Genomic DNA, 25,963 nt, shown 5'->3' with positions numbered 1-25,963 from the left:
CAGATACGGGTCGAATCGCTATCCTGTCCACATGGTTGCACCCCTTCTCCGTCCCTATCTTCTCATCGCCGGTGCCGCTGGCCTTTCAAGCTTCACCGCGCAGGACCGTGCGCCCACCCAGTTGCTGCCGATGGGCAGCTACAACACCGCTGTCGTGCAACAGCCTGGCCAGCCCGATGGCGCAATCGCCGCCACGCTGGCCCAGTGGAAGGCGATCCGCCAGACCGACGCTTTGCCGTTCGACAGCTATGCCGGCTTCCTGCTCGCACATCCGGGCTGGCCCGACGAAGCTGCCAACCGGCGTGCGGCCGAGCGGCAGGCGGGAATGGCCGCGCCCGCGAATGTGATCGCGTTCTTTCGTCGCTATCCGCCGCAAAGCACCGGCGGCGGGGTCGCCCTTTCCCGCGCCTTGCTGGCGAGCGGCCAGCCGGTCGAGGCAGCGGCCACGGCGCGCGATGCGTGGCGCCGTGGCGCGATGGCGCCCTCCGATGAGAGCTATCTGCTGACTAGCTTCTCGGGCCAGCTGACGCCCGCCGACCACGACGCGCGGATGGACGCGCTGTTATGGGCGGGCCTAACGGGATTGGCGGCACGGCAGCTTGGCTGGGTCAGCCCCGCACGCCGGCCCGGCTTTGCCGCGCGCCTGTCGTTCCGGACCAACGCGTCCGACGCGTCATCGCTGGCGTTTGCCGAACCTGGCGCGCTGGGGGGCGACCCCGGCTATGTCGCGGACCGGGCGACCTGGCTGCGCAACAACGGTGCATCCCCGACCAGTCGGACCTGGCTGGCCCAGGCGCGCACGCTGACCAGCTATCCCGGAAATCCTGAAGAGTATTTCGAAGTTCTCCTGGCCGCCGCCAGGGGTGCGGCTAACGACGGGCAGTACCAGGCGTCCTACGACATCGCGCGCCAGATCGATCAGGCCTATCCGCCTGCGACAGACATCTCGATCAAGCCCTATGGGGAGCGTGACGATTACACCAGCCTCGCCTGGCTAGGCGGGCAGGTCGCGATGAAGCGGCTGAACCGGCCGGGTGACGCCATGACGCTGTTCGACCGCTACGCGCATGGATCGCGTGCGCCGCAGACAAGGGCAAAGGGTTTTTATTGGGCTGGCCGCGCGGCCGAGGTTGCTGGCCGCAGCGTGGAGGCCGCCGCGTACTTCACCACGGCGGCGGGCTATCGCGACCAGTTCTATGGCCAGCTTGCCGCCGAGCGGACCGGGCGCAGCCTGTCTGCCCCACCGGCGCTTGGCACGCCCATGATCGATCCCGCGACACGCGCCGACTATGACCGGCGGGAAGTGGTGCGCGCCGCCCGCTTCCTGGGACAGATCGGCCAGTGGCAGGACCAGACCGCTTTTGTTCGTCAGATCGCCCTCAACGCCAAGAGCGACAGCGATCACCTGCTCGGCGCCGAGCTGTCGCGGTCGATCGCGCGGCCCGACCTTGCAGTGATGATCGGCCGCAGCGCGATGCAGAACGGCCTGTCTGATTACTCCGCAGCCGGCTTCCCCACCATGCCGGTGCCGGTCGGCTATGAGCGAAACTGGACAATGATCCATGCGATCGCCCGCCAGGAAAGCCAATTCGACCGCGCCGCGATCAGCCACGCGGGTGCGCGCGGCCTGATGCAGTTGATGCCCGGCACCGCGCGCGAACAGGCGGGCAAGATCGGCATCAGCTACGATCCGAGTGCGTTGACCACCGATCCGTCGCTGTCGATGCAGTTGGGGTCCAGTTATTTCGAGCGCGTCTATGGCGGCTTCTCCAGCTATCCGCTGGCGATCGCGGCGTACAATGCGGGGCCGGGCAACGTTCGCAAATGGCTCGCTGCGAACGGCGATCCGCGCATGGGCACGGTGGACGTGATCGACTGGATCGAGGCGATTCCGCTTTCCGAGACGCGCAACTATGTGCAGCGGGTGCTGGAAAACGCCGTGGTTTACGACCTGATGATGCCGTCCCGTGCACTCAGTGCGGGACGTCCAGCACCCCTGTCCTGGTACCTCGGCAAGAGCCGGCCTGGCTAAGCGGCGACGAGGCGGTCCGGCCCATCCTTCGCGTCGTTAGCGGCGGACGGGCGGCTCGCGCGGGAGCGGCGCTCCCTGCCCGTGGCGCGACGTCGAGGCAGGCGGAATACCTTCGGTGTGCGACCAAGGCGCCAGAGCGAGGATGCCGACACGACCGCGACCAGGGCATCCAGATAGCTCGTGACCTCAAACATCGTGATCCACCCGGCGATTTCCGGCGTGGCAGTTCCGATGAGGCGTGTCGATTCTTCACCGATGAGGACGACGCTGATGGTGACGACGGTCAGGACCAGCACGGTGAGCAGGACCTGTCCGGGCCGGATCGCGGCCAGCCGCGCAGCCGGCACCACCACGGTCCAACGGTGAAGAAAGCGGCCGGTCGGGGTGTCGGGCGCGATCACCCGTGCCAGCCACATTGAAGCGAACAGCAGTGCCAGCGTCATCGGGTCCCCCTGTATCCAGAGCTAAGGTGGCGCGCTTCGCGGCCCGGCGCCAGGGGTGGACCGTTCTTGTCGGCCCGGCCTAGAGACGCGGGATGGACCGACCCAACTACATCACCCCTGCGGGATATGCCGCGCTGCGGGCGGAATATGAGCAGCTGTTCGGGACCGAGCGACCCCAGATCGTGGAAACGGTATCCTGGGCCGCGGGCAATGGCGACCGGTCGGAGAATGGCGATTATCTATATGGCAAGAAGCGGCTGCGCGAGATCGACCGCCGCCTGGGCTGGCTGTCACGGCGGATGAAAGCGGCGAAGGTGGTCGACCCTGCCCAGGCGGGTGACCGTGGCCGCGTCTGGTTCGGCGCTACGGTGACCCTGGTGGACGAGGATGAGCGCGCGCGCGTGCTGACCCTGGTCGGCGATGATGAGGCGGACGCAGGCAAGGGCCTGGTCGGCTGGAACGCCCCGATCGCGCGGGCGCTGCGCGGGGCCGCGCTGGGCGACCTTCGTCGCGTGGTCCTTCCGGTCGGGGAGAAGGAATATGAGGTGACTGCCATCGCTTACCCGTCAGCTTGAGGAACGCTCCTCCCCGCCCGGCCGTTCATTGCCGCGAAGGAGAGAGCATATGGCCGAGAACCCACGCACGACCGCCGCGCGCGACACGGACGATCACGAATTGATCGATGCCGCCGTGGCGGATGCCGATTCCGACATCGTCCCCGGCAGCGCTGGCGGTGGCCTGCAGACAAACATCGGGAGTCAGGCCGACCTGACCGAGGCGGTGGACGAGCCCGACGCGAGCACGCGCCCCATGAAGAGCGACGCCATCGCAGCCGGTGAAGCACGGCCGAGTGATCGTGGTCCCAACCGCCAGAACGGTTGACGCACGCCCAAGCGGGTTGGAGGGTGCCGCCATGGCTGACGACACCCCCACCCAAAACATCGCCCTGCTAATCGACGCGGACAATGCCAGCTGGCACGCGATCGACCCGGTGCTGACCGTGCTTGCCGAACTGGGCACCGTCAATGTTCGCCGTGTGTACGGAAATTGGACCAAGCCCGCGCTGAAGGGCTGGCGCGACATGACCGTCAAGCACGGGATCGAGCCGCAACAGCAGTTCGACCTGACCAAGGGCAAGAACGCGACCGACATGAAGATGACGATCGACGCCATGGACCTCCTGTTCAGAGGCCGCGTCGAAGGGTTCGGCATCATGTCGTCAGACAGCGATTTCATGCCGCTTGCGATGCGGATCCGGCAGGATGGCCTGCCCGTCTATGGGTTCGGCGAGAGCCGCACGCCCGAAGCGTTCAAGCGCGCCTGCACCCGCTTCATCGACGTTGCCGCGCTGATGGCGGAAGAAAGCCCTGCCCCATCGCCAACGCCGGCACGCGGGCGGGCGCGGGCCGACACGCAAGCGGCTAGTCCGTCCGAAGGGCCGGAAAGCTCGATCGAACAGGCGCTGCCCCCTGCGATCGGACGGCGTCAGCGCCAGGAGCAAGTGACCGAAGACCCTGAGCTGCTGAAACTGCTGATCGACGCGTATGATGCCGTAAAGCGAGACGAGCGGGGCTATGTGAACCTGTCCGCGATGGCGCAGCTTGCCGGCAACCGGTCGAGTTTCGACGCGCGCAATTACGGGTACCGTCGCCTGTCCGACCTGATCGAGGCGGTACCGAACTTCCAGGTCGAACGGCGTGAAGGTGGGCGTTTATACGTCAGGCGCCTACGCTGACGGGTTGATACACACGGGCCATGCTCCGATGTGACAGCAGGGGTAGCTCTCAGTTGCCCCGACAGCTTTCATTTCGGAGATAAGCATGGCCACCAAAGCCTATGGCGCGACTGCCGCCGACCAGCCACTCGAGCCAATCACAATCGAGCGTCGCGAGCCTGGTCCGCGCGATGTGCAGATCGCGATCGCCTATTGCGGGGTGTGCCATTCGGATCTGCACCAGGTCCGTGCCGAATGGGAAGGCACCCTGTACCCCTGCGTCCCTGGCCACGAGATCGTCGGCCATGTGACAGCGGTCGGCGGTGAGGTGACCCGGCACAAGGTCGGTGACACCGTTGGCGTCGGCTGCCTGGTGCAAAGCTGCCAGCATTGCGGCTCCTGCGCGGAAGGTCTGGAGCAATATTGCGAGAACGGCTTCACGCTGACCTACAATTCGCCAACCGCGGATGCGCCGGGGCACACGCTGGGCGGTTATTCCGAGCAGATCGTCGTCGACGAGAAGTTCGTGCTGAAGATCAACCATGCAGACGAAGACCTTGCCGCCGTCGCGCCGCTGCTGTGCGCCGGGATCACCACCTACTCGCCACTGAAGCATTGGGGTGCCGGGCCGGGCAAGAAGGTCGGCATCGTCGGCATTGGCGGCCTGGGTCACATGGGCATCAAGATCGCGCATGCACTGGGCGCGCACGTCGTGGCGTTCACGACCTCCGCGAGCAAGCGACAGGATGCGCTCGACCTAGGCGCCGACGAGGTCGTGGTGTCGCGTGAAGCGGACGAAATGGCGGCGCACGTCGGCAGCTTCGACATGATCCTCGACACGGTTGCGGCCAGCCACAACCTGGACGACTTCACCTCGCTGTTGAAGCGCGATGGCACGCTGGTTCTGATCGGGGTGCCCGAGCATCCGCACCCTACCCCGAATGTCGGCACATTGGTTTTCGGTCGACGCTCCATCGCCGGCTCATTGATTGGTGGCCTGCCCGAGACGCAGGAGATGCTCGATTTCTGCGCCGAGCACGGCATCACCGCGACGATCGAGATGATCGATATCGCGGAGATCGACACAGCCTATGACCGGATGCAGCGCAGCGACGTGAAGTACCGCTTCGTGATCGACGGCCGCTCGCTCGCGAACGCCTGAACGAGAAAGCGCGGCTTGCCGTGATGGCGAGCCGCGCTTCTCATCGACTACGACCAGTCTTCTCGACCGGCTTAGCGGGTCAGCTTCTTGTACGCGAGGCGGGTCGGACGATCGGCCGCATCGCCCAGGCGACGGCGCTTGTCCTCCTCGTAAGCCTCATAGTTCCCCTCGAACCATTCGACATGGCTGTCGCCCTCGAACGCAAGGATGTGGGTACAGAGGCGATCGAGGAAGAAGCGATCGTGGCTGATCACCACGGCGCAGCCGGCGAACGTCTCCAGCGCTTCTTCCAAGGCGCGCAGCGTTTCCACGTCCAGGTCGTTGGTCGGTTCGTCGAGCAGCAGGACGTTACCGCCCTCCTTCAGCATCTTGGCCATGTGGACACGATTGCGCTCACCGCCCGATAGCTGGCCGACCTTTTTCTGCTGATCCGGGCCACGGAAGTTGAAGGCACCGACATAAGCGCGCGTGCCAAGCTCCTGCTTGCCGAAGCGGAACACCTCTAGCTTGTCGCTGATCTCCTCCCAGACATTCTTATTGGGATCGAGGTGATCGCGGCTCTGGTCGACATAGCCGAGCTTCACCGTCTGACCGACTTCGATCGTGCCGCCATCTGGCTGTTCCTGGCCGGTGATGAGCTTGAACAGAGTCGACTTGCCCGCGCCGTTGGGACCGATCACGCCGACAATGCCGCCCGGCGGCAGCATGAAATCGAGGTTCTCGAACAGGAGCTTGTCGCCGTACGACTTGGTCAGCGCCTTTGCCTCAATCACCTTGCCGCCCAGGCGTTCGGGGATCTGGATAAGGATCTGCGCCTTCCCGGCGATGCGGCTTTCCTGGCTCTCCATGAGCTGTTCGAAGTTGCGGATACGCGCCTTTGACTTGGTCTGGCGCGCCTTCGGGGTCTGACGCATCCAGGCGAGCTCGTCCGCGATCGCGCGCTGCTTGCCTGCCTCCTCGCGCTCTTCCTGCTCCAGGCGCTTGGCCTTTTTCTCGAGGTAGCCGGAGTAGTTCGACTCGTAGGTGTAGTAGCGGCCGCGATCGAGCTCGAGGACCCAGTTCACCACGTTGTCGAGGAAGTAGCGATCGTGGGTGACGAGGATGACGTTACCGGCATACTCCTTCAGGTAGTTCTCCAGCCAAGACACGCTTTCGGCATCCAGGTGGTTGGTGGGCTCGTCGAGCAGCAGGATGTCGGGCTTTTCGAGCAGCAGTTTGCACAGCGCCACGCGACGCTTTTCACCGCCGGACAGCTTGGCCACGTCGGCATCGCCCGGCGGGCAGCGCAGCGCTTCCATCGCCTGTTCGAGCTGTGAATCGAGGCTCCAACCATCGACAGCGTCGATCTTGGCCTGGAGTTCGCCCATTTCCTCCATCAGCGCGTCGAAGTCGGTGTCGTCCTGGGGGTCGCCCATCTCAGCCGAAATCGCGTTGAATCGGTCAACCAGGTCGGCAATCGGACGAACGCCGTCCTTCACGTTGCCCATGACATCCTTGGTGGGGTCGAGCTGGGGCTCCTGCGCCAGATAGCCGACGCGGATGCCGTCGGCGGCCCACGCCTCGCCGGTGAAGTCCGGATCGATGCCGGCCATGACCTTCATCAAGGTCGACTTGCCGGCGCCGTTCGGGCCGATAATCGCAATCTTTGCACCGTGAATGAACTGCAGGTGGATGTTGTTCAGCACCGGCTTGTTCGCGCCCGGGAAGGTCTTCGTCAGACCCTTCATGACGTAGGTATACTGGACGGCCATGGGTCGCCTTATGATCTGGAATGGGTGGAAATACGCTGTTCAGATAGGCGGTCGGGGGGCGGAACGCAATTCGAACGGCACGGTCGCTCTCCGTGCGGCTCATCGCAAGGTGCATTTACCGCATTGACCCACTGATCCGGTCGGGTATTCAGGACCCTTCGCGGCGGCATGTTGCCGGGCGCGACGGTTTTCCATGCTTGGGGAGCATTCATCATGAAGAAGTTCGCTGTGATCCTCGCGGCCGCCGGCCTGGTGTCGGTTGCTGCCTGCAACCGCACGCCGACCGAAGCGGCTGCTGACAACGTTTCCGACAACCTGGAAGTCCAGGCCGACAACTTGCAGGACCTGGCTGACAACGCCTCGACCGAGAACCAGGCTGCGGCGCTGACCAACGCGTCCGAGAACGCAGAGGACCAGGCTGATGCGGTCGAGAATTCGGTCGAGAACACCTCGCTCTAATCTGGTCTCCGGACCCACTGTACGATCAGGATTACCTGCATGAAGAAGATCGCCATTATTGCAGTAGCAGCCGGCCTCATGTCGGTCGCCGCCTGCAGCAAGTCGCCCGAAGCGGCCGCGGTGGAAAACAACGCGGATCTGCTCGCCGACAATCTGGAGATGCAGGCCGACAACATGGAAGACATGGCTGACAACACCGCCAATCAGGCTTCGGCCGAGGCGCTGGAGAACGCGTCGGACAATCTTGAAGGCGCCGCTTCCAACGTCCGCGACGCGGGCGAGGCACAGGCCGACAACGTGCAGTGACCCTGTGTTCGGGCGTTCGCGCCTGAATGCATGTCGAATTGAGGGCGCTTTTTCCATCACGGGAAAGCGCCCTTTTTCGTTGCGCTCTTTTCGTTGCGCGACGGGTGCGCTAACCGCGCTCGGGTGGGCCTGTAGCTCAATGGTTAGAGCTGGCCGCTCATAACGGCTAGGTTGCGGGTTCGAGTCCTGCCGGGCCCACCATCCACCTCGCACGCGGTAACACCCTCCTCCGCTGGACGCTCCGGTCCTAACCCGTCGGATCGCGAACCGGATGCTAGCATGTCGGCCGCGGCACACCCGTTGGCGGGGCCGTTGGTGGCCGCAATTGTTCGGTCCCTCACCGGCATACGCACGCCAGAAGTCAGGACACACGGTCCCATTCAGCCCGGGCCGCAAGTGCACCCAATGATTGCGTCCGGGGACGCGTCCTCGCGTTGAGCCATGCCCGAGCAGGTTCATCGATGAAGCGCGCGACGACGTAGCTCGCTGCTATCGTGGAGACTATCAGGGCCCAGCCCAACCAGGATGCGTTAGCGAGCGATTCCTGCCGCGTGACGAACTTGAATATCCCCGTACCCCAAAGGAACATGGGCGTATGGAGCAGGTAGACAGCGTAGGACACCCTGCCCAGCTCATGAAATGCCGTTTCCATGACGCCAGTCACTGCGCGTCCTTCCGCGCTCAGGATAAAGGCGGGAAACAGCAGGTAGCAGCAGAGCCCGATCACCAGAAAACTCGGACTGGTCACCAGAACCAGCACGCCGGTTACCCCTGCCAGGAGAACCGCTGGTGAAAGCCACCGCTTCGCCGACGAGTAGGAGGAGAACCGGTAGAGCAGGATGCCGATCGTGAACTCAAACAGGGTGCGGAAAATGCCCGGAACGAAATTCGCCAAGCCCCAGCCCAGATCAAAGCTGCCGAAGGCGGCTACATCGGCCAGGAACACGGCCCCGAACACAACGGCAAAGCCAACCAGAAGCGTCGTGCTCGCGCGGGCGAGAAACATGCCATAAAGAATGCTCGCGATCACCTCCGTGGCGAGCGACCAACTGCTGGGCGCCAAGGGGTACATCCCGGTGGGAACAACGGTGCCAGCCGTGACAGGCAGGAAGAACAGGTTCCTGCTCAGGATCGAAAGCAGGGCGCTTAGGTCGGGCGCGTCCGAGGTTCGTAGAATGATCTTGCTGCCGTAATAGGCCGCGCCAAGCGCAAGTGCGATCAAGAAGGTCGGATATAGTCGGATAGCGCGGCTGAGCATGTACTTACCCGTCGGCAGCCGACACGAGCGCAGCTTGGCTTCATAAGAATGGCTGAGCACGAAGCCGCTCATCATGAAGAATAAATCGACGGCCAGATAGGCTGAACTGAGCAGCGGCCCGACGTGCACCAGCTCTTCGTAGTGGTAGCACATGACGGCGATGGCGGCGATGCCACGAGCGCCGTCAAGCCAGAGCAGACGGCCAGACCTGGAGGGGCGAGGCACGGTGATGCGCGTAAAACTGGTGATCGTGGTAACTCCGGATTGAACCAGGCAGAGGAAAGGATTGTGCCCGCACGGAGCAGCTCGGCTCGGCGGGCCTTTGATGCAGTTCAGTCGCCGCGAGCAGGGCAGCGGGGAGAGGTCGATCAAACGCGGCCGCGCAGGTCCGTCATTTCACGTCCCAAGCAGATCCGGCGCGCTTCTGGTGCGGCGATTGCTTGGCATGGCCGATGCGCTCGCTGACCACGCTAAAGCTTGCTCCCCGTGACGGCCTGGATCTTGCGTTTCGCGCGGAACAGGAATGAGTACGTTTTGAATGAGACGTCCGTCGCCACGCTGCGGGCGCTCACCACTGAGTCGGCTCGATGACGGTAGTGGGACTTGCCGAGGGAGTGGTGATGCCCCGCTTGCTCGAAGATCGAATACCTCAGGCCCAGATCGGCGTTTGTCCTCACTAGCCTATGCGGGTGTAGTGGGAGGATCGGCAGTATGGCGTTGGTGTAGCAGATTGGGCCGGTGGTCCTGAACGTACCAACCTTTCCGATCCCTGCTTTCCACGGACTATAGGTCCTGATGTTGGCCAGCGTCTTTTCGATCACCGCCTGCAGAAAGGGGTGGCGGGGCGCGGCGATCACGTGCCACTGCTGAAACTCGCCTTCGGGCAGCCCGGGATAGCGCACATCCTCGTTACCCCAGCCTTCGTGCTCCTCACCCGGCCTGTTGGCCCAGTGGGAGAGAAGGAACCGGTCGTCCGGGCGTAGCACTTCCTCAAGCGGCCTTGTGGTCGTGCTTTTGACATCAAGGTACACGCCACCACGCGCATAGATCAGCAGGTAGCGAAACAGGTCAGCACGTGCGGCCCCGTACTCAGGGCGTATCCGCAGGAATCTCTCAAGTATGTCGGTGCCGAATTCATCCCGGATAAAGTCGTTGGCGTCAGCATCATCATATAATCGCAGCTCGAAGGACGGGTTCTGACCTTTCAGGTGAGCAATGTTCTGCCTGATACTCTTGGGCAGCTGCTTACTATAAAAGGTTTGATGAATGACGCGAGGGATCGCAAGGCGAGCGGCGGACATATATGCCCCATTGTTGTGTTGTATGAACATCGAGGTGCGGGCGACTTGATGGGCGCCCTATCAGGCCCCGGGGTAAGCTACTGCCGGATACAAACAGCTCTTCCGAACCGCGCCTTGCTGATCCCCAAGGCCGGCAGAGCCGACATCAAAGGTTCGTCGTTCGAAGCTGACATTGCCCGCTGTGCTGGTCCTGAGTGTTTTTCACTATCGGAGCTGCTATATCATCCGCTGGCGGCCAGCCAGATTGGTAGGGCGCAACAACGTCCATAGTCGAGCTAACTCCTACGACCGTTCCCGGATAGGCGCCGTCTTGAGAAGCTCTATGGTGAACAAGTCGGATCGGTCGACTTGGCTAAGCCTGTCGATCCATAGCGCCACGAACAGTCAACTGCAGAAGGCAGTGGTAAGGCGCACGCCTATGTCGCTCCCGACTGGCCTCGATCAAGTCTACTGTACTTTGGGCTTGGTATCGTTTGCCAAGTCACACTCTGCACGGTGGAGGTCGCATGATTGGGCGACTCAAGTTCAATCGTACCAGTACGCGAACCAAGTCTGACCATGGATCACCGATGGTCAATCAAAGCTCGAATGGCTAACTGCCTCCTGTTTTCGGATACGGCCGAAGTCTCACGCCAGCCAGCCAATCAGTTCAGCAGGCGAGCACGGAGCAGCGCGCCATGGTTAACAGAATTCTGTGGATAAATCCGGTTGCGTAATTTCGGGCTCTGGTTGCTCAGGGTCGGTGCGAGTAGATCGTACTGGCTACCAACCAGAGGCGGTCGTGAACGAACACTGGAAAAAGCCTGCGCGCTTATGGAGGCGCCGCGGCGCCGATCAGGCGCCGCTTGGACCGGCAACGGTGACCCAGGTCGACAGCGGGTCTTTGGAGGCAATGGTGCGCGCCGCAATCGAGGCGGATGAGCAATCGCCCGAGCACCATGACACGCTGTTTATCGATGTTGAGGCCAAGCGGATGCTGGGCTGGCCACAGATAAAGGAGCTCCACCGCTCCCCCGACTTTCCGGTCGACATCTAACCGCGGCGGCGTTGAGGGTCCGGAACGAGCGGGTTCGCGTCGACCGGCTCCACATCTTCCAGCAAGAGCAAAAAGCTTGAAAAGGTCCCATCCCTCACGACCGGGTGCGCGCGCCGGAGGTTTTCACCTATAATCGTCTGCTCACGCAGTTCAGGGCCATTCGAATGACGCGTGGTCATGGGCTACAACCAACGTCGGCGCTCACGCCGATCATCATGGCGCGTGAAGCGGCGATTAACTCATTCAGATGTGGCTTCCAGTCAACGCTGCAATAAATGATGCGTCTCCCCTCTAACGCTAGCCTATCCGCTTTGACGACATGAACAAGTGTTGGGCCATTTCTGACGTTTCCATGAATGCATAGCGCTGCCGCGACTGGCGACCACCCGGACGGAACGTGCGCGCTGCCAACTCGTTGGCCGGATATTCAAGGAGCGAGAAGATGCCCGACCGCGCCAGCCCCCAAGCCGAGATCCCGAAGGACAACGGCCAACGTTCCAGCTTTGACCCAGCAACTGGCGAGGTCAGGGGGAGCGGCGTTGGCGCGGGTGGCGGTCAGTCGGGCGAGGATTTCGACAGCGACGAAATGACCGGCGATGGTTACCCCGTGACCGGCGGTGAAGGCACCGACCATACGGTCGCCAGCAAGGGTCCGCCTCATTTCAAGGAATAGGTGGCGGTAAATGCGTTCTCTTGGTTGCGGGCGGGCGCACACCCGCCTAAGGACGGCGTCGTCGGGGAGTGGCGCAGGCTGGTAGCGCATCTGGTTTGGGACCAGAGGGTCGCAGGTTCGAATCCTGTCTCCCCGACCATCTGTTCGACCCAAAGTTAGACGCGTCTAAGTATCACGTGAGGAAGACGCTGTTCCACAGAGTGTCCCCCTCGTTGTCCACGGACGTGCATGCGATGAAGCATCCTAATCTCTCCCGACGCTGACACTTATCCTGGTGGCGCGGAAAGATTGTCGTTCATGGCGCGATGATCCCGATCGAGATGCCGCTGGGTACAGCAAGTCTTTACTAAGCCCGTGCATCGCCGAACGTCTCGGCGGCGCCTAGGAGTACTTGCGGCTGGCGTATAAACAACGGAGATCTGAACTTGACGCTGCGGCGCGCAAGCGGAACCTCCGGCATGCCATGCGGTGGCAATTCGACCGCATTTTGCAGAGCCAGATCGGAAGCACCTTACCAGTGGCCGCGCATCGGCAAACCAACCGCACCTATGCCGAGCTCTGGCGCTATCGTTCGAACCCCGGTCAGGACGCGAGTTGGTCGTACGAGAACCAACGGCGGCTTATCCCCAAAAAATGTTCTTCATGCGCGGGCCGCGGCACGCGACGTCGCCAGCGCTCAACTTGGAAGCCAACCCGGTGATGCAAGGAACAAGCAAGGACTGAAGTTCTTCAGCGTCACGCGCACATCGCCGAGGCGATAGCCGATCGCGACACAAATCGTGCTTCACCGCTAATGGAGGCGCACTTTTGACGAGTTCATGCGTGAGGTCCTCTGATCTTGGCGTGAAAGTAGGTTCGGCACAAGCGATTAGGACAGCTCTGCTTTCGGCGCGGTCTCCAAACCCAGGAACAGACGGTTCTGTTCGTGACCCAGCTCGCCATCGCCGGCTGCGCCCGTCGGACTTAACCTTCGACCATAAGTCCTGAAAAGCTGCTATGCCAGCGGCCGACTAGGACCGGTCTGCCGCACCTTGAACCACGTCTGTTTAGACCCGTTTCCGGCCATTCAGGGGAATAAGAGCGCTGTCCAGAAAGCGGACATCCGTTCACCGGCCCATGCGGGCGGTATCAAGCTCCACAGTACCGTTCGATTTCGTCCAGCCGGAGCGTGATAGCCCTACTAGGTAGATGGATAGCCGCTGTCTCGGTTCTCGAGAATCACAATTGCCGCCAGCCGGAAATGCCCATTTTGAGAAAGCGTTTCGCGACAAGCCAAGCAGCCTTTGCGGTGTCGCATATGGCTAAGCGTCAACATTGATAATCCGCCAGACAACGCTGATCTGGCGCTTAGCTCGTCGCTAGTCGCCTGAGCAGACTGCGAGCTTTGTAGCCCTCTCACCCACTCCGCTCATCCTCCCCGCGCGCAACCGCACGTGATTGGGTCACCCCGCGCGCGCTTGGCCTGGCTTCAGCAGATCGAGCACCGCCGCGGTCATGGCGGTGGCCCCGGTTGTCACCACGGCACGCGGGTCAACCTTGAACAGTGGTGAGTGGTGCGAGGGAACCGGAGGGCCGCCGCTCGCGGCCGCATCGAACGCCGACTGCTGCGTGCCGCCCACCGTGAAGTAGTAGCCTTTTACGTTCAGATCGCCCTGCACGAAGGCGGCAAAGTCCTCAGCGCCCATCCCTTTCTGCTGAAATGGGACCACCCTGTCCGCGCCGAGCGTCTCGACCATGACGGCGTTGAGGCGACGAGAAAGCGGCGCATCGTTCCTTGTCGTCGGCGTGCCTTCTACCACCTTGACGACGGGCACCTTGTCAGCCGGCATGCCGTTGAGCTCGCCGATGCCCCGTGCCACTCGCTCGATTCCTTCGAGAAGCTGCTTCCGGGTCGCCTCATCGTTGGCACGCACCGTCACCTGAAGCTTAGCTTCGTCCGAGATGATGTTGTGCTTTAGTCCGGCGTGGAAGCTGCCCACTGTAATGACGCCCGGGTTAAGCGGCTGGCGCTCGCGGCTGATCAGTCCTTGCAACGCGATAACGAGTTGGCTCGCCATATACACCGGGTCCTTGCCCGTGTGCGGGCTGGCTCCGTGCGCGCCGACGCCAGGTACGACGATGTCGACACTGTCGGACGAGCTGTACTGAATATCTTCCGAGGCCGAGACCGTACCCGCCAGTCCCTCGGAGTTGGAGTGATACGCAAGCGCGTACTGCGGTTTAGGAAAACGGGTGTAGAGCCCATCGCGCAACATTGCAGCAGCGCCCTCCACGCGCTCCTCGGCGGGCTGGACGACGAACACTACCGTGCCGGCCCAACGATCCTTCAGCGCGGCGAGCCGGCGCGCTGTGGCGAAAAGCCCGACGATATGGGTATCATGCCCGCAGGCGTGCATGACCGGAGTGTCGACGCCGTCGACTCCGATTTGGCGCGCCTTGCTCGCGTTGGGCAGCCCAGATTTCTCCTCGACCGGCAGCCCATCCATGTCGGCGCGCACCAGCACCACGGGTCCATCGCCATTACGCAGCACGCCGACCACGCCGGTGCCGCCGACCTTCTCCGAAACCTGCATGCCTTTAACGGAGCGCAGCGCCGCTGCCATCTTTGCCGCCGTGCGTACTTCCTTAAACGAAAGCTCGGGGTGACGGTGGAAGTCGTCCCACATCGCCCCCAGTGTCTGGTCGTAATCCGCACGGATCGCCGCGGCATATTCGGGCTCGGCAAACGCGGGCGTGGCGATGAATAGCAGCGCCGTCGCCGCAAGCAGGTGACGCATATAAGGTGGCCCTTTTTCGCCGAGCTTAGCGTCGCGCTTCTACGACGCAACCGCAGGACAGGTGCAGGCGGCGTGAGAACGGCTTCCGGGCCGGCATGCCGCCCTTCTCGAGACCGCGCAGGTCGTCGATCGGTTGCGACGGTGCTGTTTGGAAACTGCACTGGACGTTACCGAGGCGAGTTTCTGCCCCATCTTAAAGCAATGCCGAGCAAGTGCGCAGCACTGACAGCACATACGGAATGCCCGAACACTCCCAATGACCTGCTAGCCGCGCACGCGGGAGCGTGGGTGCATTACGTTTTGACAGTTCTCGACGCGGTCATGGCGGCGGAGCCAGGCTGTTGTGCAGTGGCTCTGGCCGGCGCCGCAGCATGCGCGCAAGGATCAACGACTGTTTTCGTCAGTGTTCGACAAACGTCATGAGCTGATCGGCTATTCCGCTTGATGCGTCCAAGACCCTCTCCTGACTGCTACTGGCGCGCCTTTGTACATCAGAGCCGCGCTTGTCTGCAGGTCGGGACGCACCGAATTACCGAGCAGCGGGGAAACGGCAGAGTTCAAGAGTAACGTTCCTCCGACCAAGGATCACCGCGCATATGATAGCCGTTACGTTCCCAGAAGCCGGCCTGGTCGGCGGCCAGGAAGTCGATCCGCCGCAGCCATTTGGCGCTTTTCCACAGATAAAGGTGCGGGATCAGTGCGCGTGCTGGGCCTCCGTGAGCACGGGTCAGCGGCTTGCCGTCCCACCCGTGCACGATCATCGCTGCTTCCGACGCAAAGTCTGCGACCGGTACGCTTGTCGTGTAGCCGTCGTAGCTATGGAGCAGGACGAACGATGCGGCGTGCTTTGGCCGGACGAGGTCGAGCAGGTCGTGCGTCGTCACCCCCAACCAGTCATTGTCGTAGCGGGACCAGGTCGTCACGCAGTGCATGTCCGACCGCGTCCGTGTTTGGGGCAGCGCCATGAACGCCTTCCAGTCGAGCCTCACCGGGTTGTCGACAAGGCCAACAATCTCCAATTCCCAGCGCTCCGGCGCGACATCAGGCTGGCGGCCAAGATCAAGCACAGGCCAGTCGCGTACTAGATGCTGGCCCGGCGGCAGGCGCTCAGTCACGCTTCGGTCGACTGCCCCGGTGATGAACTTGTGCTCGCTCGCCCAGCGCTGCTTGGAGCGGGTCAACTTGCTATCAGGCGGCGGATCGTCGGTCATGGCGTTCTCCAGCCTCGCATCATCTCGTAGCGCTCCTCGTAGCACAAGCAGTTGCATGGCGATCCAAACCCAAGGCTGCGCGTTTCAGCATCATGAAGACACTTACTCTTCCCGACGGCACGGCAGTTCCTGCGCTTGGCCAAGGCACATGGATGATGGCGGAGGACGCCAATCATCGTGCCGATGAGATCGCAGCGCTGCGCACGGGGATCGACCTCGGAATGACTCTGATCGACACGGCGGAAATGTATGCGGACGGCGAGGCAGAGCGCCTCGTGGGCGAAGCGATCACCGGGCGGCGGAAGGGTGTGTTCCTCGTCAGCAAGGCCTATCCTCAGAACGCGTCACGTGCCCGCCTGCAAGGAGCATGCGAAGCGAGCCTGCGTCGCCTCGGTACCGACCGGCTCGACCTCTACCTTCTGCATTGGCGCGGGGGCGTCCCGCTGGCCGAGACGGTCGAAGCCATGGAGCGGCTGGTCGAAGCCGGCAAGATCCTGCGCTGGGGTGTCAGCAATCTCGACATCGGCGACATGGAGGAACTGACCGCCGCCAGCGGGGTGGCATGCGCGACCGACCAGATCCTCTACAACCTGACGCGGCGCGGGCCCGAGCACGACCTGCTGCCGTGGCTCGCCACGCACGCAATCCCCGCCATGGCTTACAGCCCGGTCGAACAGGGTAGGCTGGCCGCGGACGTCGAACTGCGCGTGCTTACAGCAGATATTGGCGCGACGCCGGCGCAGGTTGCGCTGGCGTGGCTGCTCGCGCAGGACAATGTCATCGCGATCCCCAAGGCGGGCCGCAGCGAGCACGTTCAGGAGAATCGTGCCGCCGCCGATCTCATACTCAGTCCCGACACGCGCACGGGGCTCGACCGGCTTTATCCCCGCCCGAAAGGGCGCGTGCCTCTCGAGATGCTCTAGCGGAAGCTGTAGTCGTCGTCCGCTTTCATCGCGTTGTCACAAGAGCCACCGCGGCCAGAGGAACGGCGGCTCATGTCGAGCCCTGCTATCGAAAACTCAGAGCATTGCCTGAAGCGGCTTGGTTGTTGTCGATCGCTAAAACCCAGTTCCGGCCGTTCAGGCCAGCCTCGTGATGTTCAAAAGGGGCCGCCTACTCATGTCCGAACGGAACGAGTGATCCCTTTCAGCAGGCGCTTGGTAGCCCTGCTCGGTGGATGACCGATGGTCGAACCAGCGAGCGAGGGCCGAGGGTCAGGCGGCCGCGAGCGCTGAGTAGTCCATCATGGCGAGGTCGGTGAGGAGATCGGGCCCGGTCGGCTCCCATCCAAGCCGCGCACGGGTCCAGGCGTTTGACGCGGTCATATCAAGACCTGCGAAGGGTGCCATCCAGCCGAAGTATTGCTCGACCTCGCCCACCGGGACCGAGCGGACCGGCAGCCCGGTGCCCGTCCCGATCGCCTCGGCCATGGCGCGCGCGGGCACGCCCTCTTCCGCCGACGCGTGGTAGCGCGCTCCTGGCTGACCCTTCTCGAGCGCCAGGACGTAGAGCTCGGCCACATCGCTGACATGTGCCGCCGACCAGCGCGCCTGGCCGTCGTCCAGGTACGCCACCGCGCCCGCCCGGCGTGCTTCGGCGATCAACGGCGTGATCAGCCCGGCTTTGGTGGTGTTGTGCACCTGCGGCAATCGGATGGTTCGAACGTCGATGCCGCGCGCAATCAACGCCGCGCCAGCAAGTTCGGTGGCGATGCGCGGATTGGCGTGGCGCGGGTTGAGCACGTCTTCGGTTGCCGGCCCCCCGTTCAGCGGCGTGCCGATGCCGACACCCGACGTGATCAGGACCGGTTTGTGCGTTCCCGCCAGCGCTTCACCAATGAAGGCGATGTTGCGCTGGTCCTTCCTGGTGTTCTCGACGAAGTTCTCGAAATTGTGGTCGAACGCGCAGTGGATCACTGCATCGGCCGACGCTGCGCCACTCGCCAGGGTTTCCGGCCCTTCCAAGTCGCCGCGATGAACGTCGGCTCCGGCCGCCTCGAGTCGGTGAGCACCGGCATCAGAACGGGTGAGGCCGAGCACCTGATGACCCCGGTCCAGCAATTTTGGGATAATGTGAGAGCCGATGAACCCGGTCGCACCGGTCAAAAACACGCGCATAAGATAGCTCCTTCTAACCGAAGCATCGCATCGCGCCTTGTTGCACCCTATTAAAGTAGTGAGCATATCCTAATATAGTCCTCAACAGGATCGATGATGACTAGCGAAGCGCCCATTCAACTCGGCACCTACCTACGCGATCGCCGCACCCGGCTTGATCCGGCGGCATTTGGATTTGGCGGTAATCGGCGGCGCACGCCTGGACTGCGCCGGGAGGAAGTGGCGAACCGCGCCAATATAAGTACGACTTGGTACACCTGGCTTGAACAGGGGCGCGGGGGTGCGCCGTCAGCGGACGTGCTGGACCGGATCGCCAAGAGCCTGATGCTGACCGAGCCGGAACGCGAGCACCTCTACATGCTGGGCCTGGGCCGCCTCCCTGAGGCGCGCTATCAGCCGGTCGATGGGATCACGCCCCGGCTGCAGCGCGTGCTCGACGGAATGGCGCTGAGCCCGGCAATCATCAAAACGGCGATGTGGGACGTCGTAGGCTGGAACCGGGCTGCGGCGGTGCTGCTAACCGACTATGCCAAGCTGCCGCGCGAGGGCCGCAACATCCTCCGCCTGATGTTCGCGAGCGACCACGTCCGCAGCCGAAATGAAGATTGGGAAAGCATCGCCCGCTTCGTTGTAGGCGCCTTCCGCGTTGATGTGGCGCGAGCGGGAGCGGCCACCAGCGCCGAGGTCACGAACCTGGTGACAGAGCTATGTGGGATCAGCCCCGAGTTTGCGACACTTTGGCAGGACAACGATGTGGTTGCGCATGGTGTCGAAGCGCAGGAGCCGACTGTTCGAGATCGCGATATGGTGCGTGTAGCGCGACAGGGGCTCAGCCGGCCGCGTTCTCCCGTCCAATGCCGTCAGCCGGTCGAGCGGGCTGCTCACGGTGGGCATCGTGCGGGTCGCTACTTGATGTAGAAGTCGGTGTTGTCGAGCCGGGCATAGCCGAGCAGCACCTGGATGACGCGGACGTCGACATTGTCCTCGAGCAGATGGGTCGCGAAACATTGCCGCAGGGTGTGCGGGCCGACGTGCTTGCCGATGCCCGCCGCTTGGCCCGCCTCGACGACGATGCGGTGGAACTGACGCGTGCTGAGCGGCTTGAGGTAAGACTGGCCCGGGAAAGGCCAGCTGTCAGGATGCATCACGCCCTGTTATCGCCCGGCCTTCCACCACTGCCTGGGCAGCGCGAGCAGGCCAGCCGGGAGCCTAGCGTTGCGGTACTGCCCACCTTGGCCGCGCTCGACCCGGAGCAGCATGCGCTCGCTGTCGATGTCGCGCACCTTGAGCGCGGTCAGCTCGGATGCGCGCAGACCTGCGCCGTAAGCGACCGACGGCACCCCCTGGTGCTTGAGGCAGGTGGTCGCGCCGAGCTGCCGCGCGACCTCGTCCTGGCTCAACACGACAGGAAGCTTGCGGACGGGCCCCGTCCGGACCAGTTTGCGCGCCAAGTCCGGCTGATCGACCAGTTGAGTAAAGAAGAACCACAGCGCAGACACCATGCTGTTCATGGTCGGCATCGTCGCAGCGCCGCGCGTTTCCGGTGGTTGCGATCGTGCATCGAACCGTTCACCAACCTGGAGCACAAGACTGTTCGGACGAACAAAGATCCGCGATTTCTCGTGGTCTGGCGCGCTTCAAACATCGGATCGGGATCCCTTCGTCGACTTAGGGTATGTACGTACACCATGGTCCGCGATGCCGCTCAGGATCCGGGCCCTGAGTTACTGCGGGGCCGCATCGATTGAGCCGGTTTGGCGCCTCCACCGTACGCATCATTGTACTCCAGGCAAAAAAACGGGGTGATACCGCCACCGTGTGTTAGATAACTTGCGGCAGACCAAAACCGGTCGGATATCCTGTCTCCCCCAACGATGTCGTTCCAGACAAACGGCGACAACCTCTCCACGCGCGTGTTCGCGCCCAAGATTGCAGCCCAGGCACGCTCAGCAGTTTAGCGTCAGCTCGTCGTCGCCTCTCAGCGTCACTTCTGGGCGGTGGCCTACTGCATTGAACGTGGGCTGCGACCCTCACCGTTCTCCGAGAGGGTACGGAACGTCACTGACCAGCGCGTTTCATCCATCGCTGCGATGCTGTGTTCCCATTCGTGCCGGACCTCGCCGATCATGCTGTAGATACCGCGCGAGGGAAGCGGCACACCCGTCCGCTCGAAGCGGTCCCCGCGCCGGCGACGGAAGCGCATGGTGGTTGATGCACCGAGCGAGATGCCGATTACCTGCTCGAACGCGGGGCGATCGCGATGCCAGCCGATGCTTGCGCCGGGATCATAGCGGGTCACCAATGCATGGACGAGTTCGTCCTCGGCCAATCTTCCAAAGACGGCGGCGCGGCTGCGAAGCGGATGGAGCCACTCGGGAATAGGCTCCCCGCGCTCCAGCCGGCCGCGAGTGAAATCATACGTGAACCCGAACGAGACCGTGAGGCGTCGGCCCTCCCACCCCTGAAAGCGGAAAGGTGTAAGCCCGGCCTCGTCGATCCGGGCGATCAGAGCGCGCTCCTCGTCCGCGTCTACAATCCCTTCCGCGGTGGTCAGACCCGGCAGGATCGGGAGGCCGAACAGGTCTGCCATCGCGTTCAAGCCCGCCCTGGCGCTGTGCTCCGGGCGGGCGGCTCCCATCCGAACACACTGCGGCCGCCATATTGGTGTGAGTTGCCTCGCTCGTCCGCGAGCACTGCTGCGACCGACGGCCCCGTCGCCCTACCTTCAAGCATTCGAGCCTGCTGATCGAGGCGGCGTATCGCCGCGAGCTCTTCCTCCTGCCCGAGCTTCGCCTTGACGACTGCCGCCTTCATCACTGCGATCGATCGATCATAGACCTTGGTCGGGACTGGATAGGGGTGCCGATCCTTGCCGCCATGGGCTAGTGAGAAGCGTGCGGGATCGGTGAACCGGCACGGGGCGCCGTGAACCACCTCAGCGATCATCGCCAAGGCGCGAACCGTCCGTGCTCCGATGCCGGGCACCAACAGCAGTTCGGCAAAATCCGCAGGCCCGCGATCCGCCGCAGCAGCGAGCGCGCCGTGGAGCCTTCGCTCGACGACGTTTTCGGGCCGAACCTCGTGGTGGTGAGGCATGACGAGGTGGGGCAGCATCGCCTGATCCTGATCCTGATCCTGAACCGGGGGCGACGACCGGCCTGCCCTGTCAAGCATCCTAAGCTGGTCGACGATGCCGTCCGGCCCCTCGGTCCCGAGCAGGTCAAGTTGCGCCGATCGCGACGCGTTCGCTCGGGTATCGGCCAAGTTGACGATCATGCCCTGCCCGCGACCTTCGATCGCGGCGTGTGGTGCGTCGACGAAACTGCCCAGCGCCTCGGACTCCCAGTGATAGCGTCGTGCCTCCTTGCGGCCGCCGTTCATACCCTGCTGGACCACGACCCAGCGTCCGTCGTCGGCGACAATGAATCCGTGCAGGTACAGATCGAAGCCGTCCTGCACTGCTGCGCTGTCGACCTTCGCGACCAGCCGGCTTGAGCGAGCAAGGGCGATGCCGTCCAGGCCGGTCCGCTCACCAACCGCGAGCAGTTCCTGCGGGGTCGCGCGACTGTGCCGGCCTCGCCCCCCGCAGACGTGAATACCCAGTTCGCCCGACAGGGGCGCGAGCCCGCGCTTCAGCGCACCCAGCACGCTGGTCGTAATGCCGGACGAATGCCAGTCCATGCCCATCACCGCTCCGAACGACTGGAACCAGAACGGGTGCGCCAGCCGGCGGAGCATTTCGTCGCGTCCGTATTCCAGGAGAATTGCCTGCACGATGACAGCGCCCAACCTCGTCATCCGCTGGCCCAACCAGGCTGGCACGCGCCCGCCATGAAGCGGCATGTCGGCGCTTCCCGCGCGACGGGTCATCAAATAGGCACCTTTGAGCGCTCAGGGCTGCTGCGGACGGAGCCTAGCATGACTTCAAACCCGGCCACCCGCGTGCGCCTGAACGCACGCGCATCATAGCTGGCGCTCGCGGCCACTTCGCGCTTGATCACGGAAGCACATTGCAGGTCCATGTCGGCAGGCATCACATCCGGACAGCGTCGGCAATCATAAGGACGGGTACCACGATCCGAACGGAAGGGGAACAGGCGAGACATAAGGGCCCTCCCCGCACGCGCTTTCGTGAACCACATCATCCTGCAAGGTGCAGTGCCGAGCTGTCAGGGCTTAGACCTTACGGCCAACTAGAACGCGGCGGACAGTCCGGCAAAGGCGGTCACGCTGTCACGCCCGTCTCGTAGAGCATAGCCCGAGACACCGCCGCGCAGGGACAGCCCCCCAGCGAGGTGGCCATCCACCCCCAATGCATAGCTCATATAGCTGCGATCGGCACGCTCTACCGCGCCGGTGAAACTGATCGGGGCGCCGGTGGGCGTGATCGTCAGCAGGCGCGGGTCGTCGTCGAACTCGCGTTCATATCCCGCCCTGGCGAACACCCGCACCGGTTCGCCCGGCAGTGAGCGCACGACAGCGCCGAAGCGGCCGGTAAGGCTTTCCACCTCCTGTCGCCCAAAGCTCGCCGCGGTTGACAGGCTACCGGCCTCGGTGAAACCGCCGAGGCGTACCCTGTCATATTGGACGGCCAGGTCCGGGCCGAACGCAAGGCCCGCTCGCGTCAGCAGATCGAAAGCTGCCGTGATGCGGCCGGCCACATAGTTGCCGTCTGTCGTACCCTGATGATCGCGGACAGCTGGCCCCAACTGAACCGTACGCTGGATCCGACGATAGTCGATCTCGCCATAGGTGCCGTCAGCCAGCAGGCGTACTGGCCCCAATTCACCGCGCGCATAGCCGCTCACTGTCCAGGCGCGCGGCTTATATCGCCCCGCTCCTGCGTGGAAGTCGCCGGTCCCGTCGGAATACCCGGCCGCGACTCCTATGCCTGACGCGTTGCCGATCCCCAGATCAACACCGGCTGTGCCGCTGAAGCTGCGCTCATTGATCCCGATCCGCTGGGCCGAGCCTCCGCTGGAGTAATAGTGGTAAGCCGCCCCGCCAAAGAAGGACAGGCCGCGCCCGGCGCGCTGCGATCCGCCGCGCTCCGGCCCTTCCAGCAGGTCGCGTTGGGAGCGAAACATGGCCTGTGCCGCATAGCTGAGCCCTGCGATCTGCTCGGGCGCCTGCACCAGGCTGGCGACGGCCTGCCCCTGGATCCGCTGCGTGATGCCCGCCGGGTGAACGCTGTCGGCGAGGATGTACGTCTCGTTGGCGTGGGGCGCCATCAGCGTCGCGCGGGTACACGCCAGCGAGGACGGAACGGTACAGGCCACCCCCGTGATATTGGTGTAGCCATAGGTCGTGGGACTCGAGACGAGCTCGTTGAATAGGCGGTCAGTGTCGAAATAAAGTGCGTTGATGTTCGCGGCCGCGAGCGCCGCTGCATAGGTCCGATTGAAGAGCTGAAGCCCCGGAGCGCCGCCCGACTGGACGGCCAAGGTTACGATCCTGCTTGCTCCTGCTGCCTGAAGGCGGCTTACCTGCGTGGCAAGTTGCGATGCCGCTGTGGTCAGGATCGACGTGTCGGTGCTGCCCAGCGCTTGAAAGGCGAAATAGTCGTTTCCGCCACCCTGGATGTAGACAAGATCGCGCGGCCCGAATGTCCCTCCCGCGCCAAGGAAGTTGCTGACCTGCGTCGCCACGGGGATCGACAGCGCGTTGGCGGCAGTGACGCGCGCGCCGCCAACCGCAAAGTTCGTACCGCCCTGACCGTAAACGGGCGTCAGCGGCAGGCCGAGCCGGGCGGCAAGTACCTCTGGCGAGACGGGGTCGGGATTGGTCGTGAAGCTCCCCGCGTCACGGGGCAGGCGCGGATCCAGCGTCAGATAATACCCGCCGTCGGACAAGCTGTCCCCGAACACGACCATGCGGGTAACTGGCTCGCTCACGGGCGGACTGTTGGCGGTTTGAGCTTGGGCCTCGGGCGTCAGGGCGAGCCCGGCGGCCAGCAGGACAACTGCAGCATAGGTGGTTTCCACGAAACTCCTCCCCTTTTGCAGCGGAGGTCCATGCCCTCGCTTGCAGCCGATCGTGTGTCGATCGCGGGGGTAGGTCAAGCGGTTCGCGATTACGGCCGTTATGGTGCGCCGCCAAACCGGCAAACCACGCCAGCACTGGTCGGCTGATACGTCACAGGTGGTCGGGAAACTTCAAGGATCGCAAACTGTTCCTAAGCGGATGACGATCCTCTTCGACAATAGCTACGCTCGGCTTCCTGACCGCTTCTTCGCATCGGCGCAGCCGCTGCACAGCCCCGAGCCAGCCCTGATCCAGGTCAACGAGGAACTCGCGTCAGAGCTGAACATCGACGCGGAGTGGCTGCGAAGCCCGTCGGGTCTTGATGCAATTTCGGGCCGCACGATCCCGGATGGGTCAGAGCCGATCGCGCAGGCCTATGCGGGGCACCAGTTTGGGAACTTCGTCCCGCAGCTCGGCGACGGCCGGGCGATCCTGCTGGGCGAGGTTGTGGATCGAAACGGCCGGCGTCGCGACGTCCAGTTGAAGGGCGCAGGGCGCACAGCCTTCTCTCGAGGTGGAGACGGGCGGGCAGCACTCGGTCCGGTCCTACGCGAATACCTCGTCAGCGAGGCTATGGCAGCCCTGAACGTTCCAACGACCCGGGCGCTGGCCGCGGTGAGCACGGGCGAGCCGGTGATGCGCGAGACGGTGCTGCCTGGCGCCATGCTGACTCGTGTCGCGTCCAGCCACATTCGCGTTGGCACCTTTCAATACTTTGCCGCGCGGGACGATGTGGAGGGGCTCCGGCTGCTCGCCGACCATATCATCGCCCGGCACTATCCGGGTGCGGCAATGGAGGACCGACCCTATCGCGCGTTGCTGGAGGCGGTCACTGCCGCGCAGGCCAAGCTGGTCGCCCGTTGGCTGCTGATCGGCTTCATCCATGGGGTGATGAACACAGACAACATGTCGGTGGCCGGCGAGACAATCGACTACGGTCCCTGCGCCTTCATGGACGCTTATGACCCGGCGACCGTGTTCAGCTCAATCGACCGAATGGGACGCTATGCGTACGGCAATCAGCCGCGCATCGCCTACTGGAACCTGACCCGGTTCGCAGAAACGCTCCTGCCGCTGCTCGACGAAGACCAGGACGCGGCGGTAGAGGAGGCGCAGCAGGCGCTTGCGGGCTTCGGCGCCGTGTTCGAGCACAGCTATTTCGGAGGCCTGCGCCGGAAAGTCGGTTTCATATCCGACGAGGATGGCGACGTCGAGCTCATCAACTCCCTCCTGACGCGCATGACTGAAAATCAGGTGGACTTCACCCTGCTCTTCCGTGCCCTCGGGCAAGCCGCAATCGGGAAGGACGAGCCCGCCCGCTCGCTCTTCATTGATCCCACGGCCTTTGATGAATGGGCCGCAGAGTGGCGCGTAAGACTTTCGCGTGAGGATCTGGATGCTGAGAGCCGCCGGTTGGCGATGGATCAGGTCAATCCCGCTTTCATCCCCCGCAACCACCAAGTCGAAGCCATGATTGCAGCCGCAGTGAACAGGGCTGATTTCGCGCCATTTCGCCGATTACTCGACGTCCTTTCACGCCCCTTCGAGGACCAGCGCGACGCGCAGGATCTCGCCCAGCCGCCACTGGCCCATGAGCGCGTGGCGGCAACGTTCTGCGGCACCTGACCCGCAGAGCCGAAGCGACCCGAACTGGTCTGTGCGGCAAGGACCCCGCCGCCCCTGGCCACTTGGCCGACTG

The 25,963-nt window shown here is 63.5% G+C and carries 24 protein-coding genes, 2 tRNA genes and 1 pseudogene; 15 read left to right on the top strand and 12 right to left on the bottom strand.

From position 1 onward, the window contains the following. Window positions 1–31 precede the first annotated feature (31 nt). Entirely contained in the window at window positions 32–2,032 is a 2,001-nt protein-coding gene (locus tag FHS94_RS07045) for a lytic transglycosylase domain-containing protein (protein WP_184056117.1), read from the top strand. Here the strand turns inward: FHS94_RS07045 and FHS94_RS07040 are convergent. Beyond that, window positions 2,029–2,475 (bottom strand): hypothetical protein, encoded by a 447-nt coding sequence (locus FHS94_RS07040; RefSeq protein WP_184056115.1) that lies wholly within the window; start codon window positions 2,473–2,475, stop codon window positions 2,029–2,031. The genes FHS94_RS07045 and FHS94_RS07040 overlap by 4 nt on opposite strands. Before the next feature lie 92 nt (window positions 2,476–2,567). Between FHS94_RS07040 and greB the strand changes: the two genes are divergently transcribed. The 4 genes from greB (at window position 2,568) to FHS94_RS07020 (ending at window position 5,351) form a co-directional block, all read left to right on the top strand. Next, on the top strand, window positions 2,568–3,050 hold the full coding sequence (greB, locus tag FHS94_RS07035; RefSeq protein WP_184056113.1) for a transcription elongation factor GreB: 483 nt from the start codon (window positions 2,568–2,570) through the stop codon (window positions 3,048–3,050). Between the two features lie 49 nt (window positions 3,051–3,099). Then, window positions 3,100–3,357, top strand: a complete 258-nt coding sequence (locus tag FHS94_RS07030; protein WP_184056111.1) for a hypothetical protein — start codon at window positions 3,100–3,102, stop codon at window positions 3,355–3,357. 31 nt (window positions 3,358–3,388) lie between these two features. Next, the gene (locus FHS94_RS07025) at window positions 3,389–4,210 is read left to right on the top strand and encodes an NYN domain-containing protein (protein ID WP_184056109.1); all 822 of its coding nucleotides are present in this window, start codon (window positions 3,389–3,391) and stop codon (window positions 4,208–4,210) included. An 85-nt stretch (window positions 4,211–4,295) separates the two neighbouring features. Beyond that, window positions 4,296–5,351 carry an NAD(P)-dependent alcohol dehydrogenase gene (locus FHS94_RS07020; RefSeq protein ID WP_184056107.1) on the top strand — a complete coding sequence of 352 codons (1,056 nt, stop codon included), beginning with the start codon at window positions 4,296–4,298 and terminating at the stop codon, window positions 5,349–5,351. A gap of 71 nt (window positions 5,352–5,422) precedes the next feature. Here FHS94_RS07020 and ettA read toward each other — a convergent pair whose 3' ends face one another. Beyond that, entirely contained in the window at window positions 5,423–7,102 is a 1,680-nt protein-coding gene (gene ettA, locus FHS94_RS07015; RefSeq protein WP_184056105.1) for an energy-dependent translational throttle protein EttA, read from the bottom strand. 213 nt (window positions 7,103–7,315) lie between these two features. Here ettA and FHS94_RS07010 point away from each other — a divergent pair, with 213 nt between their 5' ends. From FHS94_RS07010 to FHS94_RS07000, 3 genes are all read left to right on the top strand, one after another. Continuing rightward, window positions 7,316–7,561 carry a hypothetical protein gene (locus FHS94_RS07010; protein WP_184056103.1) on the top strand — a complete coding sequence of 82 codons (246 nt, stop codon included), beginning with the start codon at window positions 7,316–7,318 and terminating at the stop codon, window positions 7,559–7,561. Window positions 7,562–7,600: 39 nt separating this feature from the next. Next, window positions 7,601–7,867, top strand: coding sequence for a hypothetical protein (locus FHS94_RS07005; protein WP_184056101.1), 267 nt, complete (start codon window positions 7,601–7,603; stop codon window positions 7,865–7,867). 125 nt (window positions 7,868–7,992) lie between these two features. Beyond that, window positions 7,993–8,068: transfer RNA gene (locus FHS94_RS07000), tRNA-Ile, on the top strand. A 160-nt stretch (window positions 8,069–8,228) separates the two neighbouring features. Here FHS94_RS07000 and FHS94_RS06995 read toward each other — a convergent pair. Next, window positions 8,229–9,350 carry an acyltransferase family protein gene (locus tag FHS94_RS06995; protein ID WP_184056099.1) on the bottom strand — a complete coding sequence of 374 codons (1,122 nt, stop codon included), beginning with the start codon at window positions 9,348–9,350 and terminating at the stop codon, window positions 8,229–8,231. Between the two features lie 245 nt (window positions 9,351–9,595). Further along, window positions 9,596–10,426, bottom strand: a complete 831-nt coding sequence (locus FHS94_RS06990; RefSeq protein ID WP_184056097.1) for a glycosyltransferase family 32 protein — start codon at window positions 10,424–10,426, stop codon at window positions 9,596–9,598. A gap of 859 nt (window positions 10,427–11,285) precedes the next feature. Here FHS94_RS06990 and FHS94_RS06985 point away from each other — a divergent pair. The 4 genes and pseudogenes from FHS94_RS06985 to FHS94_RS19905 all read left to right on the top strand — a co-directional run. After that, on the top strand, window positions 11,286–11,462 hold the full coding sequence (locus FHS94_RS06985) for a hypothetical protein (RefSeq protein WP_221234619.1): 177 nt from the start codon (window positions 11,286–11,288) through the stop codon (window positions 11,460–11,462). Window positions 11,463–11,904: 442 nt separating this feature from the next. After that, a complete protein-coding gene (locus FHS94_RS06980; RefSeq protein ID WP_184056093.1) occupies window positions 11,905–12,135 on the top strand; it encodes a hypothetical protein in 231 nt (76 codons plus the stop codon). 62 nt (window positions 12,136–12,197) lie between these two features. After that, window positions 12,198–12,274 (top strand) — tRNA-Pro (locus FHS94_RS06975). A gap of 579 nt (window positions 12,275–12,853) precedes the next feature. After that, a pseudogene (locus tag FHS94_RS19905) lies at window positions 12,854–12,946 on the top strand (hypothetical protein); the annotation flags it as partial. 631 nt (window positions 12,947–13,577) lie between these two features. Here the strand turns inward: FHS94_RS19905 and FHS94_RS06970 are convergent. Both FHS94_RS06970 and FHS94_RS06965 read right to left on the bottom strand, forming a co-directional pair. After that, window positions 13,578–14,912 carry an amidohydrolase gene (locus tag FHS94_RS06970; RefSeq protein WP_184056091.1) on the bottom strand — a complete coding sequence of 445 codons (1,335 nt, stop codon included), beginning with the start codon at window positions 14,910–14,912 and terminating at the stop codon, window positions 13,578–13,580. A 557-nt stretch (window positions 14,913–15,469) separates the two neighbouring features. Beyond that, window positions 15,470–16,123 carry a sulfite oxidase-like oxidoreductase gene (locus FHS94_RS06965; protein ID WP_184056089.1) on the bottom strand — a complete coding sequence of 218 codons (654 nt, stop codon included), beginning with the start codon at window positions 16,121–16,123 and terminating at the stop codon, window positions 15,470–15,472. Between the two features lie 92 nt (window positions 16,124–16,215). Here FHS94_RS06965 and FHS94_RS06960 point away from each other — a divergent pair, with 92 nt between their 5' ends. Then, window positions 16,216–17,046 carry an aldo/keto reductase gene (locus FHS94_RS06960; protein WP_184056087.1) on the top strand — a complete coding sequence of 277 codons (831 nt, stop codon included), beginning with the start codon at window positions 16,216–16,218 and terminating at the stop codon, window positions 17,044–17,046. A gap of 291 nt (window positions 17,047–17,337) precedes the next feature. Here FHS94_RS06960 and FHS94_RS06955 read toward each other — a convergent pair whose 3' ends face one another. Further along, a complete protein-coding gene (locus FHS94_RS06955) occupies window positions 17,338–18,240 on the bottom strand; it encodes an SDR family oxidoreductase (protein WP_184056085.1) in 903 nt (300 codons plus the stop codon). 96 nt (window positions 18,241–18,336) lie between these two features. On the opposite strand from FHS94_RS06955, the gene FHS94_RS06950 reads away from it, so the two are divergent. After that, window positions 18,337–19,158, top strand: a complete 822-nt coding sequence (locus FHS94_RS06950) for a helix-turn-helix transcriptional regulator (RefSeq protein WP_246348419.1) — start codon at window positions 18,337–18,339, stop codon at window positions 19,156–19,158. On the opposite strand, the gene FHS94_RS19785 is transcribed toward FHS94_RS06950, so the two are convergent. The 5 genes from FHS94_RS19785 to FHS94_RS06930 form a co-directional block, all read right to left on the bottom strand. Next, a complete protein-coding gene (locus FHS94_RS19785) occupies window positions 19,146–19,385 on the bottom strand; it encodes a tyrosine-type recombinase/integrase (RefSeq protein WP_343055217.1) in 240 nt (79 codons plus the stop codon). The two genes, FHS94_RS06950 and FHS94_RS19785, sit on opposite strands and share 13 nt — an antisense overlap. A gap of 9 nt (window positions 19,386–19,394) precedes the next feature. Next, the gene (locus tag FHS94_RS19780) at window positions 19,395–19,760 is read right to left on the bottom strand and encodes a tyrosine-type recombinase/integrase (RefSeq protein WP_343055205.1); all 366 of its coding nucleotides are present in this window, start codon (window positions 19,758–19,760) and stop codon (window positions 19,395–19,397) included. A 482-nt stretch (window positions 19,761–20,242) separates the two neighbouring features. Continuing rightward, window positions 20,243–20,830 carry an alpha-ketoglutarate-dependent dioxygenase AlkB gene (locus FHS94_RS06940; RefSeq protein ID WP_184056083.1) on the bottom strand — a complete coding sequence of 196 codons (588 nt, stop codon included), beginning with the start codon at window positions 20,828–20,830 and terminating at the stop codon, window positions 20,243–20,245. A 5-nt stretch (window positions 20,831–20,835) separates the two neighbouring features. Next, a complete protein-coding gene (locus FHS94_RS06935; RefSeq protein WP_184056081.1) occupies window positions 20,836–22,110 on the bottom strand; it encodes a DUF763 domain-containing protein in 1,275 nt (424 codons plus the stop codon). 323 nt (window positions 22,111–22,433) lie between these two features. Then, complete coding sequence (locus FHS94_RS06930) at window positions 22,434–24,224, bottom strand: autotransporter domain-containing protein (protein WP_184056079.1); 1,791 nt, start codon at window positions 24,222–24,224, stop codon at window positions 22,434–22,436. A gap of 199 nt (window positions 24,225–24,423) precedes the next feature. On the opposite strand from FHS94_RS06930, the gene FHS94_RS06925 reads away from it, so the two are divergent. Next, window positions 24,424–25,890 carry a protein adenylyltransferase SelO gene (locus FHS94_RS06925; protein ID WP_184056077.1) on the top strand — a complete coding sequence of 489 codons (1,467 nt, stop codon included), beginning with the start codon at window positions 24,424–24,426 and terminating at the stop codon, window positions 25,888–25,890. Window positions 25,891–25,963 lie beyond the last annotated feature (73 nt).

The sequence above is a fragment of the Sphingomonas aerophila genome, assembly GCF_014199305.1.
Lineage (GTDB): Bacteria > Pseudomonadota > Alphaproteobacteria > Sphingomonadales > Sphingomonadaceae > Sphingomonas > Sphingomonas aerophila.
This window is presented reverse-complemented; position numbering and strand designations above follow the sequence as displayed.

Excerpts from the sequence above, each read along its gene's own strand:
- FHS94_RS06960 (WP_184056087.1), top strand. The coding sequence starts at position 16,216 with ATGAAGACACTTACTCTTCCCGACGGCACGGCAGTTCCTGCGCTTGGC.
- FHS94_RS07040 (WP_184056115.1), bottom strand. The coding sequence starts at position 2,475 with ATGACGCTGGCACTGCTGTTCGCTTCAATGTGGCTGGCACGGGTGATC.
- greB (WP_184056113.1), top strand. The coding sequence starts at position 2,568 with ATGGACCGACCCAACTACATCACCCCTGCGGGATATGCCGCGCTGCGG.
- FHS94_RS07045 (WP_184056117.1), top strand. The coding sequence starts at position 32 with ATGGTTGCACCCCTTCTCCGTCCCTATCTTCTCATCGCCGGTGCCGCT.
- FHS94_RS06940 (WP_184056083.1), bottom strand. The coding sequence starts at position 20,830 with ATGGCAGACCTGTTCGGCCTCCCGATCCTGCCGGGTCTGACCACCGCG.
- FHS94_RS19785 (WP_343055217.1), bottom strand. The coding sequence starts at position 19,385 with ATGCATCCTGACAGCTGGCCTTTCCCGGGCCAGTCTTACCTCAAGCCG.
- FHS94_RS06980 (WP_184056093.1), top strand. The coding sequence starts at position 11,905 with ATGCCCGACCGCGCCAGCCCCCAAGCCGAGATCCCGAAGGACAACGGC.
- FHS94_RS19780 (WP_343055205.1), bottom strand. The coding sequence starts at position 19,760 with ATGCCGACCATGAACAGCATGGTGTCTGCGCTGTGGTTCTTCTTTACT.
- FHS94_RS06950 (WP_246348419.1), top strand. The coding sequence starts at position 18,337 with ATGACTAGCGAAGCGCCCATTCAACTCGGCACCTACCTACGCGATCGC.
- FHS94_RS06925 (WP_184056077.1), top strand. The coding sequence starts at position 24,424 with ATGACGATCCTCTTCGACAATAGCTACGCTCGGCTTCCTGACCGCTTC.
- FHS94_RS07020 (WP_184056107.1), top strand. The coding sequence starts at position 4,296 with ATGGCCACCAAAGCCTATGGCGCGACTGCCGCCGACCAGCCACTCGAG.
- FHS94_RS06970 (WP_184056091.1), bottom strand. The coding sequence starts at position 14,912 with ATGCGTCACCTGCTTGCGGCGACGGCGCTGCTATTCATCGCCACGCCC.
- FHS94_RS06965 (WP_184056089.1), bottom strand. The coding sequence starts at position 16,123 with ATGACCGACGATCCGCCGCCTGATAGCAAGTTGACCCGCTCCAAGCAG.
- FHS94_RS06935 (WP_184056081.1), bottom strand. The coding sequence starts at position 22,110 with ATGACCCGTCGCGCGGGAAGCGCCGACATGCCGCTTCATGGCGGGCGC.
- FHS94_RS07005 (WP_184056101.1), top strand. The coding sequence starts at position 7,601 with ATGAAGAAGATCGCCATTATTGCAGTAGCAGCCGGCCTCATGTCGGTC.
- FHS94_RS07030 (WP_184056111.1), top strand. The coding sequence starts at position 3,100 with ATGGCCGAGAACCCACGCACGACCGCCGCGCGCGACACGGACGATCAC.
- ettA (WP_184056105.1), bottom strand. The coding sequence starts at position 7,102 with ATGGCCGTCCAGTATACCTACGTCATGAAGGGTCTGACGAAGACCTTC.
- FHS94_RS07010 (WP_184056103.1), top strand. The coding sequence starts at position 7,316 with ATGAAGAAGTTCGCTGTGATCCTCGCGGCCGCCGGCCTGGTGTCGGTT.
- FHS94_RS06990 (WP_184056097.1), bottom strand. The coding sequence starts at position 10,426 with ATGTCCGCCGCTCGCCTTGCGATCCCTCGCGTCATTCATCAAACCTTT.
- FHS94_RS06955 (WP_184056085.1), bottom strand. The coding sequence starts at position 18,240 with ATGCGCGTGTTTTTGACCGGTGCGACCGGGTTCATCGGCTCTCACATT.
- FHS94_RS07025 (WP_184056109.1), top strand. The coding sequence starts at position 3,389 with ATGGCTGACGACACCCCCACCCAAAACATCGCCCTGCTAATCGACGCG.